At 39.3% G+C, this 14,136-nt stretch carries 15 protein-coding genes and 1 other RNA gene; 4 read left to right on the plus strand and 12 right to left on the minus strand.

Annotated elements, in window-relative coordinates:
- Positions 1-12: 12 nt before the first annotated feature.
- Both NSQ52_RS16060 and NSQ52_RS16065 read right to left on the minus strand, forming a co-directional pair.
- On the minus strand, positions 13-468 hold the full coding sequence (locus NSQ52_RS16060; RefSeq protein ID WP_342473574.1) for a DUF6376 family protein: 456 nt from the start codon (positions 466-468) through the stop codon (positions 13-15).
- A gap of 254 nt (positions 469-722) precedes the next feature.
- Entirely contained in the window at positions 723-2,321 is a 1,599-nt protein-coding gene (locus NSQ52_RS16065; RefSeq protein ID WP_073412728.1) for a histidine kinase N-terminal 7TM domain-containing protein, read from the minus strand.
- A 239-nt stretch (positions 2,322-2,560) separates the two neighbouring features.
- Here NSQ52_RS16065 and NSQ52_RS16070 point away from each other — a divergent pair, with 239 nt between their 5' ends.
- On the plus strand, positions 2,561-2,797 hold the full coding sequence (locus NSQ52_RS16070) for a hypothetical protein (protein ID WP_342473576.1): 237 nt from the start codon (positions 2,561-2,563) through the stop codon (positions 2,795-2,797).
- A gap of 52 nt (positions 2,798-2,849) precedes the next feature.
- Here NSQ52_RS16070 and NSQ52_RS16075 read toward each other — a convergent pair whose 3' ends face one another.
- The 8 genes from NSQ52_RS16075 to NSQ52_RS16110 form a co-directional block, all read right to left on the minus strand.
- Entirely contained in the window at positions 2,850-5,123 is a 2,274-nt protein-coding gene (locus NSQ52_RS16075; protein WP_342473578.1) for a CDP-glycerol:glycerophosphate glycerophosphotransferase, read from the minus strand.
- 430 nt (positions 5,124-5,553) lie between these two features.
- Positions 5,554-5,917, minus strand: a transfer-messenger RNA (tmRNA) gene (gene ssrA, locus NSQ52_RS16080).
- Positions 5,918-6,098: 181 nt separating this feature from the next.
- Entirely contained in the window at positions 6,099-6,569 is a 471-nt protein-coding gene (gene smpB / locus NSQ52_RS16085; protein ID WP_008347658.1) for an SsrA-binding protein SmpB, read from the minus strand.
- 139 nt (positions 6,570-6,708) lie between these two features.
- Positions 6,709-9,048, minus strand: a complete 2,340-nt coding sequence (rnr, locus tag NSQ52_RS16090; RefSeq protein WP_024719828.1) for a ribonuclease R — start codon at positions 9,046-9,048, stop codon at positions 6,709-6,711.
- A 19-nt stretch (positions 9,049-9,067) separates the two neighbouring features.
- Positions 9,068-9,814 carry a carboxylesterase gene (locus NSQ52_RS16095; RefSeq protein ID WP_008347663.1) on the minus strand — a complete coding sequence of 249 codons (747 nt, stop codon included), beginning with the start codon at positions 9,812-9,814 and terminating at the stop codon, positions 9,068-9,070.
- Between the two features lie 123 nt (positions 9,815-9,937).
- A complete protein-coding gene (gene secG, locus NSQ52_RS16100; protein WP_003212746.1) occupies positions 9,938-10,171 on the minus strand; it encodes a preprotein translocase subunit SecG in 234 nt (77 codons plus the stop codon).
- A gap of 186 nt (positions 10,172-10,357) precedes the next feature.
- The gene (locus NSQ52_RS16105) at positions 10,358-10,648 is read right to left on the minus strand and encodes an AbrB/MazE/SpoVT family DNA-binding domain-containing protein (RefSeq protein ID WP_008347666.1); all 291 of its coding nucleotides are present in this window, start codon (positions 10,646-10,648) and stop codon (positions 10,358-10,360) included.
- Between the two features lie 37 nt (positions 10,649-10,685).
- The gene (locus tag NSQ52_RS16110) at positions 10,686-10,919 is read right to left on the minus strand and encodes a helix-turn-helix transcriptional regulator (RefSeq protein ID WP_008347669.1); all 234 of its coding nucleotides are present in this window, start codon (positions 10,917-10,919) and stop codon (positions 10,686-10,688) included.
- Positions 10,920-11,073: 154 nt separating this feature from the next.
- Here NSQ52_RS16110 and NSQ52_RS16115 point away from each other — a divergent pair, with 154 nt between their 5' ends.
- The 3 genes from NSQ52_RS16115 to NSQ52_RS16125 all read left to right on the plus strand — a co-directional run bounded on the left by NSQ52_RS16115 (position 11,074) and on the right by NSQ52_RS16125 (position 12,413).
- Positions 11,074-11,478 carry a helix-turn-helix transcriptional regulator gene (locus tag NSQ52_RS16115; protein ID WP_007500204.1) on the plus strand — a complete coding sequence of 135 codons (405 nt, stop codon included), beginning with the start codon at positions 11,074-11,076 and terminating at the stop codon, positions 11,476-11,478.
- A 130-nt stretch (positions 11,479-11,608) separates the two neighbouring features.
- A complete protein-coding gene (locus tag NSQ52_RS16120; protein WP_008347673.1) occupies positions 11,609-12,010 on the plus strand; it encodes a transcriptional regulator in 402 nt (133 codons plus the stop codon).
- A gap of 82 nt (positions 12,011-12,092) precedes the next feature.
- Positions 12,093-12,413: a helix-turn-helix domain-containing protein gene (locus NSQ52_RS16125; protein WP_007500199.1), complete on the plus strand. Its 321-nt coding sequence runs from the start codon at positions 12,093-12,095 to the stop codon at positions 12,411-12,413.
- Positions 12,414-12,494: 81 nt separating this feature from the next.
- On the opposite strand, the gene NSQ52_RS16130 is transcribed toward NSQ52_RS16125, so the two are convergent.
- Together NSQ52_RS16130 and NSQ52_RS16135 are read right to left on the minus strand one after the other, a co-directional pair.
- Entirely contained in the window at positions 12,495-13,184 is a 690-nt protein-coding gene (locus NSQ52_RS16130; RefSeq protein ID WP_008347676.1) for an ABC transporter permease, read from the minus strand.
- 21 nt (positions 13,185-13,205) lie between these two features.
- Positions 13,206-14,123, minus strand: coding sequence for an osmoprotectant ABC transporter substrate-binding protein (locus NSQ52_RS16135; RefSeq protein WP_008347678.1), 918 nt, complete (start codon positions 14,121-14,123; stop codon positions 13,206-13,208).
- Positions 14,124-14,136: the final 13 nt, after the last annotated feature.

Consider the following 14,136-nt stretch of genomic DNA (forward strand, 5'->3'; position numbering starts at 1 on the left):
CGTTTGCTTATCCTAGTTTGTTAGTTGTTCAATATCTTGCAAAAGGCTGACCGATTGCTGAAGCTGCTTCATGAGGCCTTGCTGATCCTCTAAAATAGCTGCAGCATCGAAGTTTTCCATTTTCAATTGCTGTAAATAGGTTTGAATCTCCTCTGACAGCACTTTATTTTTCTCCATGATTTGTGCATGCAGGTCTTCTGCTATTGATGGGGCTGTGAGTTCACTAAATTCTTGAATGTCTGCTTTCAATGATTCCAGTTGCTGCGTCAAATCTGCTCTTTTGGCAGCATCTTGTACAGCTTCTTCCGCAAGCTGTGGAAAATCCTCTGTGAATTGCTGAATATCTGTCACATACTCATTTGCCTCTGTGACATATGTCGTTGTATCGTTTACTTGGTCTAGCAGTCCTGAACATCCACTTAACAAAAACGTACCGGTAAATAGAAACGCCATCACATATTGTTTCAAGATCCATCATCCTTTCATTTGTATGTTGAAACCCCTCATTTGTCCAGCTTCCAACCACACAGATGCAAAAAGACCTTAAAAAAAGCCAGACCTTTGCCTCATGTGTGATAGGCAAAGGTCTGGCTAACATGTTCATGCCGGAATGGCCGAGAAACAACGGATGTTTCTGTAATGACGACCAAACCGTAAAAGCTACTCCCCTTTAGGAAACCGTTCAAATGTTATGTTTATCATATCTAAATGAAGGACAACAGTCAATGAGAAGCAGGCGGAAGATCCTGCTTTTGGTAAAGCATATAGTCCGAACCAGTTGATGCATAAATCCGATTACGTCCTTGGCGTTTTGACATATACAAGGCTTGATCTGCCTCAAATAGAAGCGTTTCTAATATAGAGGGATCATTCGCTGTATGGGCGACGCCAAAGCTTGCTGTCACTCTTACTTTTTTCTCATCTGTCTGAAAGAAACTCACTTCAAATGAATGTCTCATCTGTTCCGCAATATGACATGCCTCTTCAAATGAATGATGCGGCAGACAAATGGCGAACTCTTCTCCACCATATCGGCCAAATAAATCATCCATCTTCAAATGCTGCTGACAAATGGACACAACATGACGCAACGCCTCGTCTCCAATATGATGTCCATGCGTATCATTGATTTGTTTAAAGAAATCAATATCAAATAGCAATATCGCAGTATCCTGTGCATCCTCTTCCAATAACATCTGCGTTCGTTCAATAAAGGAAGACCGATTGAAGATATTCGTCAAACCATCAATATATGCTCGGCGCTCCAGCTCTTCCTGCAATAGTCGCTGCTCCGTAACATCGCTGATCACAATTTGCCTGCCCTCGACTTCGCCTCTTCTATTAAAAAGAGAAGAAGCAGTGAGATGATAATAGAAGGGCTGCTCTTTTTCCCACATTAAATCATACTGTGAATGATCCTTCGGAGAACGCAGCCACTGTATAAACGCTGGCTCTTTGATGATCCCTGAGAATATATCATCGATTTTATAGCCGATTCCCTTTTTAGCGAGCACAGGAATGATCAATGCAGCCGCAGGGTTATAATCAATCAGTGTTCGGTATCGATCCAATAGAAGAACACCTTCTGACATATGTTCAAACACACGCTCCATCGCAATGGGAGAGAGCTTAAAGAGATGAAAAGACATAATCGCCCATAAGTAGAGTGCGTTGGTTAAAAACATCACCACTGGTACTGGGTCAATGTGAAAAGGCGTGACACCTAATAAATAGATAAAAGAGGTCGTGATCGGTAATAATATTCCAACGAGCAAGATCAGCACCTGTTTCAAATATTCTTTCTTCACACGTAAAAACCAAAGCAGCATAAAAATAGCGAGCATAGAACAGCCAAATGTATAGACCCCATGAATGATATACCAATAACCAATGGTAAAATCAGCTAATAAAAACCCGTCTACTGTATTCATCGTGATGCTTCGGTAAAAGAGTGAATGAAAAGAGTTGGTGAACACCAGAATGGTGGTTAAAATTGGAATCAACAAGAAGAGAAGCACGCGGCGCTTTGTTACATATTGATGGAAACCAGTAAACTGCAGCACAATCATTAGGCTGAACGGTGCAATAAACGGAAGACCTATGTATTGAAAACTAACCCAGAATGTAATTTCTTGAGGGGTGCGCGCCAATAATTCAAATGTATGTCCAAAAATATAAATCGCAGTTGCTCCAGACATATACATAAACAATTGACAGCCAATATACCGATGGCGATTTGCATGAGCAATGATTGATAATATTACGGACAGAATGCCAGAAACACTCATGATCACAATAAAATGTAAAACAATCGAATCCATGTAAACGCCCCAATTTCAGTTATTTAGAACTAGTCTAATCTTACTATATATGAGGACGTCTCAAATGGGAAGATGTGATTTTGAATTGGTTGGCGGTTTTTTGGAAAGCGTTCGTCATTTTACTAGTCGTGGCGCCCCATCTATTCATTACTTCTTACTTAATTTAAGGATAAAGCATATTGTTGCAAGTGAAATATCTGTACAATGTGGAGATGAATGAAAAGGAGGCTTGAAAGGAAATGACTTTTTTGATCATCATGGCAGGTTTGTTTATGCTGATTCTTTTAGAGAAGCCATTTCAGAAGAAACGATCTGAGCTGTTATTTTTAATGAGTTATTTGCTGCTGATTGCGGTTTATGTGATTCAGACCACGTTTGTGGAGATCATGTCGGATGGGCTTTTGATGATGATGGCGGTGATTGTGGTTTGCCCTTTGTTTGTTCGAATGATCCAGTCTTTTCAGAGGAACGCTTGACTTACTAATAGAAAAAACCTCTACTTGTCCCATCGCAAGTAGAGGTATAACTTTAATGATTACGAGTAAATACTTCCTTCACCACTCGTTCACTTGCCTTTCCATCTTCTAGTGAACAGAATCTTTCATGGAATACATCGTATTTTTCCTTGTAAGCATCTTTTACGCTTTCAATGTTCTGAATGCTATGAAGCACTTCTTCAGACGTATACAATAACGGACCTGGCAGATCTTTTTCGACATCAATATAAAAACCTCTCAGCACATCTTTGTATTTATCAATATCATACGTAAAGAAAAGAATCGGCTGCCGTAGGTTTGCAAAATCAAAGAATACAGACGAGTAATCCGTGATAAGGATATCACTTGAAATATATAAATCATTGATATCATTATATTTAGAATAGTCAAAGGCAAACCCTTCAAATCCTGTTAAATCAATATTATCCGAAATGAAATAATGCATTCGTAAAATGATGACATATTCTTCGCCTAACTTTTCTTTTAACAAATTTAAATCTAAAGTGAGATTAAATTTGTATTGCCCTGCTTTATGAAATTCATCATCTCTCCATGTTGGAGCATATAAAATGACTTTTTTATCAGCAGGTATACCAAGCTTCGATTTAATCTTCACTTTATCTGCATCTGTAAAGTTTTTCAGAATATCATTTCTTGGATAGCCATATGTTAATATTTTTTCTTTCGGATACATAAATGCACTTTCGAAGATTTTTTCAGAATATGGGTTTGCTGCAATTAGGTAATCCCATTTTCGAGATTGTAAATAAAATTCTTTTTTATAATCGGGATTTGCAGATACTACATTATCCATATCAAATACTAATTTCTTAAGTGGTGTACCATGCCATGTAGATAAGATAATTTGTTCATCTTTTTTATAAAGCGACTTTGGCTGTCTCATGTTTAAAACAAAATATTTTGCCACTGTGACATAGTAAAAATAGCTCCAGCTAAATCGCTTAATTACTTTAACGTTCTTGTGCTGAAATTCTTCTTCATTTGCCACCATTTCTTTATCATTCAGAATCCAAACATGCTTCCATTGATTTGGCTCATGCTCAAGAAGATATTTAAATATCGCCTTAGGGCTATCCGAATAGTTTCTTCCTAAAAAGCTTTCATAGACAATGGTATTAGGTTTAATAGGTAATCTTGAGAAGAATAATTGTTGAACGATTCTTTGTCTCGCTCTCTTCTTTTTCGGTTTTATGCCCTGATACAGATTATAATAGAGAACTCTCTTTTTACTTAGACGATATGCCTTATGATAATTCCCAACCTTAATCGCATCAATTTCTTTTGAATGTCTTCTCTTCAGTTTGATTGGATTTGACTCTGCATTCAAAATGGTCTGACAGGACTGATAAATAGGCGTTAAACGTTGAATGCCCTCTTTAAACAATGGGCTTTTTACAACCTTATATAAATATTGGCTGATCGCTTCAAGCTTCACTTGTTTCACTAAAGCCAAATCGTCACATTGTTCGATTGATTTGCTTAATGTTCGGAACATTTCTTCAAATCGATGATCCTGTTCTTCCTGGGAAAGTGAAGGGAAATTGATAGGATCGTTATGGATCAGCTTATAGTATAGACAAATTGATGTTTCCAAAATAGAGAATGCATCTTGATAAATTTTCATTAAGAACGGAATATCACTATACAATGGTGCGCTTTCATCAAACTGTATTTGATTGTTCAACAAATATTTCTTTTGAACAACGAACCCATGTGATTTTAATTGATAAGAAATCTTCTTAAAGAACTTTTCTTTTGCAATTTCATGATAATGAGCTGATACAACATTCTCCTCAAAAAGCATCTGCATGACTTCGTTTTCATTTGCATCAACATTTAATTTTTTCAAAACATGACTTAAATTATCCAACGTATCATGCTGATACAAAGCCTGCTTCTTTTCCTTTAATGTTGTGTTTCTGTCTACAATTGTCTTTTTCACTTTCAGCTTAAAAACATTCAATTGTTCTTGATCAATGATTTGCTTTGCATATATCAGCGCATTGGGATGTAAGAAATCATCAGCATCTAAAAATAAGATGTACTCTCCTTGAGCTTCTTCTATGCCTTTATTTCTACTAATGCCTGCATTTGTATGAGGTCCCATATTGATTGTTCTATAATTAAAAGTATAAGGCGCTAAAATTTCTTCTAGGTGTTGACTATCTTGATGAACCAAAAGTACTTCGAAATCTTTAAAAATTTGATCATCTAAACTTTTCATGCAGTTATCAGTATACTTTTTATTGGTATCCTTATAAGGAATAACAATAGTAAATAACATAAGATCCCTCTTCCAAATTTTATATAAACAACAATGTTTGATCTTTTCATCACTTAATATGATTTAAAAAACAATAAATATTATAACAAAAACGTGTTTTTATTCAAAAAAAAGATTCGTCTAAAAAGACGACTCACTAGAAATTCGTTTATCCAAAATGTTTTCATCTATACTTCTATGATACAACAATTTATCATACTTAACATAAAAAAACCACTGTTCTAGCCGACTTGAAATAAAAATAATAAGAACGTATTTTGTCTGTATGATAACATCCAGTTTTGTTTAAAATTCAGATTGTTTAAGTTTCTAATAGCAAAGAAAAATGACGCTGTGATAGCGTCATTTCATATAACCATTCATTTTTTAAAGATGCCAGACCCGCACCAAGGGCTTTCAAACCCTTGATACGACTACATTCTAAAAGTTTTGATGGAGACGGTGGGAGTCGAACCCACGTCCAGAGACATCGATTACTTAAGCGTCTACGAGCGTAGTCAACATATTTACGTGTTCACTCATCCTCATGCCTGCTGACGGGCGCTTGGAGAGCTAGTCTGATGGATCTCTTCTTACGTCCTCAGACGAAAACGTAAGCGTAGCCTACTTCATTGGGCTCCTCACAGACACATAGGCGATGTCAGGAAGAGCTCGCTGCGCTTATTAGGCAGCTAGTGCTAAGTTTTGGTTAAAACTTTTAGTTTTGCCAGTTACATTTAGGTGCGTGTTAACGAGATCGCCTCTCGGCTCGCAGCCTAAGCTCGAACCATCCCTGTCGAATCCGTAACGTCCCCTTGTAAAAGGGATATACGGGATGGAAACGTTCTTTAGCTTAACTGCTTCCGTATATGACTATTATAACAATCTCATCGCTCGAAACAACTGGTGGTTTCTGTAAAAAGACGACAATGATTGTTTACTGCATAACATATTGTAGCATAATGCTTCCGCTCTCAGCAAGCCATCTGCATGCGTCTAGAATTGCTTTTGCCGGTCACGGAAAGCACGCTCGATTTCACGTTTCGCATCTTTTTTCTTCAGATCTTCACGTTTATCATATTTCTTCTTCCCTTTACCGACTCCAATTAGCACTTTGGCAAAGCCATTTTTCAAATAGAGTTTAATGGGAACAAGTGAGTAGCCCTCTTCCTTTGTCGCACCAATCAATTTACTGATTTGTTTGCGGTGGAGTAGCAGCTTTCTCGTTCTGAGTGGATCATGGTTATAACGGTTCCCCTGCTCGTATGGGCTGACGTGCATATTGTGAAGAAACACTTCTCCCCGTTCGATTTTGGCAAAGGAATCTTTTAAATTCACTTTTCCTGCTCGAATGGATTTGATTTCAGTTCCTTGTAATACAAGGCCGGCTTCGTATGTTTCTTCTATAAAATAATCATGATTTGCTTTTTTGTTTTGGGAAACAACCTTTCCCTCTCCCTTTGGCATTGGCGTACACCCTCCTTTTGACACAGACACGGTCCAAATCGTACGGATTATTTTATCAAACAATCCAGCTTTCGACAATGCTGATGCCACGTGGTCAAAAAGCAAATAGAGCATGGTGCCCTATTTGCTTTTTGTCACGTTACTTTTTCTTTTTGCGCTTTTGTTTCGGTGCGTTATCAAAAACGCGTTTTTTCTTTTTCTTCTTTTTACGACCTGTAAACCAGTCGCCGCCTTTATCCTCTTTGCCTTTTTCCCCAGAGGCCTTTTGACCTCCGCGTCCTTTTTTGGCTGGTGGATCTGTCCGTTTTTTGAACTTGAAGTCTTTTGGTGATTTACGGCGAGTGCCTTTCATCCCGACGATTTCAAAATCAATGGAATGCTCATCTTTATTCACACTCACCACTTTGACAGTAATTTCGTCACCAATGCGATATACATTCCCTGTACGTTCACCGATCATAGCAAAGTGCTGTTCATCAAAACGATAGTAGTCGTCAGTCATGTAGCTCACATGGACAAGACCTTCTATCGTATTCGGCAGTTCAACGAATAGTCCGAAATTCGTGACGGAACTAATCATACCATCAAACTCTTCACCGATTTTATCAAGCATATACTCTGCCTTTTTCAGGTCATCTGTTTCGCGCTCAGCATCAACAGAGCGGCGCTCCATTGTAGATGCATGATCTGCGATTTCTGGCAGCAGTTGGCCCCACTTTTCAAGGGTCGCTTCGTCTGTCTTTTTCTCTATTAAATAGGTTCTGATCAGCCTATGCACGATTAAATCCGGGTAACGGCGGATCGGTGATGTGAAGTGTGTATAGAATTCCGTTGATAATCCAAAATGGCCAATGCTTTCTGGATCATACTTCGCCTGTTTCATCGAGCGAAGCATCACAGTTTGAATCACGACTTCTTCCGGCTGATCACGGACGGCATCAAGTACACTTTGAAGAGCACGCGGGTGAATGTTCGTTGACGTTCCTTTCACAATGTAACCAAACGTCGTCACGAACTCTAAAAAGCGCTGAAGCTTCTCAGGATTTGGTTCTTCGTGAATTCGGTAAATGAACGGAACATTCATCCAGTGGAAATGCTCGGCAACTGTTTCGTTTGCCACCAGCATGAATTCTTCAATTAATTTTTCGGCAACGGAACGCTCACGAATGACTACGTCTTTCGCTGCGCCTTCATCATCTACAAGCACCTTTGCTTCCTTGAAGTCAAAATCGACTGCTCCACGCTCCATTCGCTTGTCACGCAGAATTTCTGCAAGCTTCTCCATCTCTTGGAACATTGGTACTAACGGCTCGTATTTGTCTAAAAGCTCTTCATCTTGGTCAACTAAAATCTTATTCACATCGGAATAGGTCATTCTTTCCGTCGTTTTGATCACACTTTGGAAAATTTCGTGTTTGACGACTTTCCCACTTCGATCAATGATCATTTCACAAGAGAGTGTGAGACGATCAACTTTCGGATTCAATGAGCAAATGCCATTTGACAGGCGATGAGGAATCATTGGAATAACGCGGTCGACAAGATACACACTCGTTCCGCGCTCATAGGCTTCCTGATCAATCGGCGAATTCTCTGTAACATAATGAGAAACGTCTGCAATGTGCACGCCGAGCTTATATTTGCCATCATCGAGCTTTTGCACGGTTACGGCATCATCTAAGTCTTTTGCATCTGCACCGTCAATCGTCACAATCGTTTCATTGCGCAGATCACGTCTACCTTCAAGGTCCTTTTCATCAATCGTTTCAGGTGTGTCTACTGCCTGCTGGAGCGCTTCTTCCGGAAACTCACCTGGTAGACCGTGTTTATGAATAATCGATAAAATATCGATGCCAGGGTCATTTTTGTGACCAAGGATTTCAGTCACTTCACCTTCTGCGCTCATTCTACCTTCTGGATAGCTTGTCAGCGTGACAACGACTTTATGACCTTCAACCGCTCCGTTTTTAGCGGATTTTGGAATGAAGATATCGTTTGTGATTTTTTTATCATCAGGAATGACAAAACCAAAACTTTTCGTTTCTGTATAGGTACCGACAACCGTCTGAGTATTACGCTCTAGTATACGGATGACCGTTCCTTCTTTTTTGGTGCCATTTGATTTGTGGCTGACACGAACCATGACGGTGTCGCCATTCATTGCTGTGCCTAGCTCATTTGGCGGAATGAAAATATCATCCTGTCCAAACTCTTCTGGTGTCACAAATGCAAATCCTTTTGCATGCGCAGACAGCTTCCCTTTGACCAAGTTCATTTTTTCCGGTACACCATAGCGGTCGCTGCGGGTACGGACGATCAGTCCCTGATCCTCTAATATCACAAGTGCTTTGACGAGCTCTTTATAATCATCTGGATTGGTAATTTCCATCATGACTTCTAATTCCTGTACCGTTAATGGTTTGTACGCCTCTTCTTGCATAAACGCAAGTAATTCATCCATAAATTCTTCTTTTTGCACACTCTAACCCCCTATATATTTAAATTGACCAATCGAGTGATTCTAAGAATGCATATACATCCTGATGAACCTTCTCCCGCTCTTTATCAAGCGTGATAACATGGCCCGATTCTTCATACCACTTTAAATGTTTTTCATCAGTCTCTACTTCGTTATAAATAATGTTTGCACTGTCTGTATTAATCATATGATCATGACGTGCCTGAACAACAAAAGTAGGTGAATAAATCATGTCAACATTGTTTCTGACATCTGCAATGAGTTCTTGAAGAGCCTTGAGTGTACCCATTGGTGTTTTCTTGAACTCTTCCATCTCTTGCTCAATTTGATCCTCTGACTTACCCTCGAATTTTTTATAGTTACGGGCATAATCTAGTACACCCTGGTACATGACTTCTTCACTTTTTATGTACATAGGTGCACACATAGGTACAATTCCCTTTACAGGTACAGTGTAACCTAATTTCAATGAAAAAACTCCTCCGAGGGATAGTCCGCAGACCGCAATTTCCTCATAACCTTCGTCTTTTAAAAATTGATAGCCTTCTTCTACATCTTTCCACCAATCTGTAGGACCTGTATGAACAAGCTCCTCTGGCGGTACACCGTGTCCTTTGTATTGAGGTGCATGGCATGTATAGCCTCTTTCATTTAAATAGCGTCCAAGCATACGAACATCGGCTGTATTCCCAGTAAAACCGTGAAGAAGAAGCACCGCCTTTTCTCCACCTTTAAACGTAAATGGTTTTGGTGTAACAACTTTCATGATGTGACTTCCTTTCCTTCTGATATGGTTTATATTTTCCACTTGTATGTATGAAACAAACACAAAAGAGTGCTGATAATAAAAAAAGGTCTGAAAAAAGATCAGACCTTCTGTTACTCGCGCCTACACGCCTAAATATGCCAATGCAAGTGTTAAGATGAAGAAAAGCACTGACAAAATGACAGTTAATCGGTGAAGAATCAAGTCAAGACCTCTCGCTTTTTGCTTACCGAAAAGCTGCTCGGCTCCACCTGAAATAGCGCCTGACAGTCCTGCACTTTTACTTGATTGTAATAATACAACGATGATAAGTGCGATACTGACAATTACGAGTAATGTGATAACAAATGCGTGCATGAAAACACCTCCAGACAAACTGGTACACATAACTTTATTTTACATGAAAACAAGGTGCATGTCACGAAACATCAAAATAAAGATTTCCTATATATTGTCGACTTTATTTGTCATTTTGATTCAATTTCGCTCCAATGGATTGTATGCAGCATTTTTATATGCAATTTTTGAGGTTAAAAAGCGTTTTTAGCGAGTTGCTTCTTCTTTTAAGAGCTGTTTTAATTCTACTAACAACCGTTCAGCTCCTTCAGGACTCAGCACGACGTTACCATTTCCATAGCTTTTGTTGTATTTCGTTATTTGGCCAGTTAATAAGCAGCTCTTATCTGCATCATATTTTTTCAGCATAATGGTTTGATCTTCGATGAAAATTTCTAACAGCTGCTCTTCTTTTATATTGAGTACCTTTCGCATTTCTGAAGGCAGAACAATTCTGCCAAGCGAATCGATGTGTCTTACCATTCCAGTTCTTTTCAATGAAGCCGCCTCCTTAATGATCATACAATGATTTCATTCATTGACTTTTGTCAACATCTTCATAGTAAAATAAATCTTCAAATTTTTTATCAAAGTAATGAATCATTTTACCAATGACAAGCTGTCCTGGCTTCCGGTGACCATTCAATACCCTGCTGAGTGTGGCAGGAGAGATGCCAATTTCATCTGCGAGCTGATTTAAAGACATATCGTTTTCGATCATATACTGCATCACAAAAGCCCGCCTGATCTGAATCTTTTCGACCATCATTACAACCTCCTATAGGATCAATATGTACAACATGTAGGATTCTCACATCTCCCGGATTCATTAACTTATGTCAACACTTTTACGCCCTTTCTATTTCCTTTGGTCAATGATCATACTAAAATAAGTCATATACTGAAATGTGAGGTTCGATGACATGAATCACTTTGGTGAACAATTACGCATTTTAAGAGAGAATAGAAAGATGTCTGTCAATCAACTCGCCATGTATTCAGGCGTAAGCGCTGCCGGTATTTCTCGGATTGAGAATGGAAAGCGTGGTGTGCCAAAGCCTTTAACCATAAAAAAATTAGCACGCGCTTTGAAGGTGCCTTATGAGGATTTAATGCTGCTTGCCGGTTATATTGAACAGGAAAAAGTGCATGAAATGAAACCGAAATATGAATCCATATTAAAAATCTATCAAACGGCGCTTCAAAAGGATGTAGAACATCTCCCTATTTTCGATGGAGACCAATGGGAAACACTCACCGCACAAGACATCAGCCAGCTGAATCAATACTTTCTCACGCTCATTAACCAAAAAAAGGCGAACAAATAGCGGGGCATAAACATAAGATACATCCACCATTAACTAATGTCAATATTTTCATGGTACACTTATTGCCAATAGTCAACAAATCGAGTACACTAGAGATAACTAATCTTTAACCATGTGAGGTTTTGAGTTGATGAACTTCGGTGCATATTTAAGAGCATTACGTGAGAAAAGGAAACTATCGGTGAACCAATTAGCGATGTATTCAGAGGTCAGCGCTGCTGGTATTTCTCGGATTGAAAACGGGAAACGCGGCATTCCGAAACCTCCTACAATTAAAAAACTAGCAGGTGCATTAAAAGTACCTTATGAGGACATGATGCAGGCTGCAGGGTATATTGAAGAAGCATCTTCTGCCTATGTCATAAAGGAAGAAGAAACGGCTTTTACCCAAATAAAAGAAGCAGCAGAGCAATATGAACTTGATGATCTTGAAATATTTAATGGGGACATATGGTCCACCCTTTCTAAACATGAAATAGAGGATTTAAACCGCTATTTGTTATTTCTACTAAACAGCCGTTCGTCATCGTAAAATGTTTTGATCATTGACAAGCTTTTTGCGCCGATTTTTGACAGAATTACGGTATAATGGGTTCAGATTGGAGTGAAGAAAGATGAATCAATCTGATATGTGCCCGCGGTTTGAAAAAGCAGTTGAGTTATTAAGTAAACGCTGGGTGGCACTGATTGTTTTTCAGCTTCTCTCAGGTTCGCAGCGCTTTAGTGAAATCGAAGCAGCTCTGACCAATTTAAGCGGAAGGGTTTTATCTGAGAGATTAAAAGAGCTGGAAGCAGCAGGCATTGTAAAACGGGAGGTTTTTGCTGAAACACCCGTGCGTATTGAGTATTCATTAACTGATATGGGGCGCTCACTTGCACCCGTTTTTGAGGAAATTGCGAAGTGGTCCTCTGAATGGATCACACTTGAATCATAAATGTCTCCTGATGTGAGCCGCCTAATCATGATAAAAAAACCTCCCCTACAGATGTAGAGGAGGTTTTGTCTTTTCAAGCATTTATGCGGACGTCATGTTTTTTTCAGCTAATGCCTTGCTTTCTTTTTTCTTGTTGGTTGGGCTTAAATAGCGTTCAAGCCAGCCCATGACAAGGTCGGCAATAATGGCCATGAGCGCAGTTGGAATAGCACCTGCTAAAATAATGGCTGTTCCGTTTGTCGCGTTTGATCCTCTGATGATAATATCACCAAGTCCTCCAGCACCAACAAATGTCCCAATCGCTGTAATACCGATTGCGATCACAAGTGCGGTTCTTAAACCAGCCATAATGACAGATAAAGCAAGCGGTAATTCAACCATTCTCAGCACTTGCCATTTCGTCATGCCCATCGCTTTCCCCGATTCTAAATAGGCATGCTCAATGCTGACAATACCTGTGTACGTGTTACGGATAATCGGCAGAAGCGAATATAAAAAGAGTGATAAGATGACTGTATTTGCACCAAGTCCTAATACAAGCATCAACACAGAAAGCATCGCTAACGCTGGAATGGTTTGAATGACATTGGTTATTGCGAACACCCAATTGCTCAATTTGCGGTAATGCGCCACAAAGATGCCGACTGGTATTCCGACAATTGCCGCAAACAATACCCCATACGCTGACATGAGGAAATGCCGGTAAAATTCTTCTAACACATATGAACCGTTCTGTTGATAATACGCCCATAATTGCTGTAGTGTGTCCATCAGCTCTGACACCTCCCAATCTTACTCAAAGTAATTGTGTTTCTTTAGAAAATCTCTCGCAACAGTCGCTGGTTCTTTTAGTTCTCCATCGACTTGATAATTGAGCTCTTGCATTTGTTCGGTATCGATTTTTCCAATCAACCTGTTGATCACCTTGTCCAGTCCTGGATTTTCTTTTAATACCTTCTCAGGGACAACTGGTGATGCATCGTATGGTGGGAAGAATCGTTTATCATCTTTTAAGATTTTGAGATTATACGCTTTGATCCGGCCATCTGTTGAATAGGCAAGCACAATATCCATTTTTTCATTTTTCAATGCGTCATAGACTAGACCGATCTGCATCGGAAAAGTGCTTCCAAATTCAATTCCGTATGTTTTCACAAACCCTTCGTAACCGTCACCTTTCTTTTTCAGCCAAATATTATCCACACCGAAGCGATAATTTTTGGCATTCTTTTTTAAATCAGAGACTGTTTCTAGGTTGTTTTCCTTCGCCATCTTCTGCGTCACAGCAAAGGCATACGTATTATCAAACCCATAGGAATCAAACCATTTGTAATCATAGCGTTTTTTGAATTCTTTCTGGACGATTTCCATTGCACGCTTTGGATCTTTTTCTGCATCCATTCCTAGCGTACTTGTTAAATCCGTGCCTGTATATCGTGTTGCTGAAATGTCGACATCCCCGTTTTCCATTGCTTTTTGCTGCACCGTATTTGAGCCTAAATTCTTCACAATGGTTGTCTTTTTATCTGTGTAATGCTCAATGATGTCTCCCACCATATAGGCCATAATTTCTGATTCTGTAAAGTTTTGTGCACCGATTCGCAGCGTGCTCCCTGAAGAGCCGGCTAGTCCAGGAAGTGAACAGCCACTTATGAATAGCAAGCATCCGGCAAGCAGTGCACTGATCCATTTTGTTTTTCGATTCTTCACATGAGCCAACTCC

Origin of the sequence: Bacillus sp. FSL W8-1141, from assembly GCF_038593205.1 — a bacterium.
In the GTDB taxonomy this organism is placed as follows: domain Bacteria; phylum Bacillota; class Bacilli; order Bacillales; family Bacillaceae; genus Bacillus; species Bacillus altitudinis.

What these genes read in the sequence shown, in the direction of transcription:
- NSQ52_RS16065 (WP_073412728.1), bottom strand. Translation starts at nt 2,321, where the DNA reads ATGGATTCGATTGTTTTACATTTTATTGTGATCATGAGTGTTTCTGGC.
- NSQ52_RS16070 (WP_342473576.1), top strand. Translation starts at nt 2,561, where the DNA reads ATGACTTTTTTGATCATCATGGCAGGTTTGTTTATGCTGATTCTTTTA.
- NSQ52_RS16075 (WP_342473578.1), bottom strand. Translation starts at nt 5,123, where the DNA reads ATGTTATTTACTATTGTTATTCCTTATAAGGATACCAATAAAAAGTAT.
- smpB (WP_008347658.1), bottom strand. Translation starts at nt 6,569, where the DNA reads ATGCCAAAGGGAGAGGGAAAGGTTGTTTCCCAAAACAAAAAAGCAAAT.
- NSQ52_RS16095 (WP_008347663.1), bottom strand. Translation starts at nt 9,814, where the DNA reads ATGAAAGTTGTTACACCAAAACCATTTACGTTTAAAGGTGGAGAAAAG.
- secG (WP_003212746.1), bottom strand. Translation starts at nt 10,171, where the DNA reads ATGCACGCATTTGTTATCACATTACTCGTAATTGTCAGTATCGCACTT.
- NSQ52_RS16110 (WP_008347669.1), bottom strand. Translation starts at nt 10,919, where the DNA reads ATGATGGTCGAAAAGATTCAGATCAGGCGGGCTTTTGTGATGCAGTAT.
- NSQ52_RS16115 (WP_007500204.1), top strand. Translation starts at nt 11,074, where the DNA reads ATGAATCACTTTGGTGAACAATTACGCATTTTAAGAGAGAATAGAAAG.
- NSQ52_RS16120 (WP_008347673.1), top strand. Translation starts at nt 11,609, where the DNA reads ATGAACTTCGGTGCATATTTAAGAGCATTACGTGAGAAAAGGAAACTA.
- NSQ52_RS16125 (WP_007500199.1), top strand. Translation starts at nt 12,093, where the DNA reads ATGAATCAATCTGATATGTGCCCGCGGTTTGAAAAAGCAGTTGAGTTA.
- NSQ52_RS16130 (WP_008347676.1), bottom strand. Translation starts at nt 13,184, where the DNA reads ATGGACACACTACAGCAATTATGGGCGTATTATCAACAGAACGGTTCA.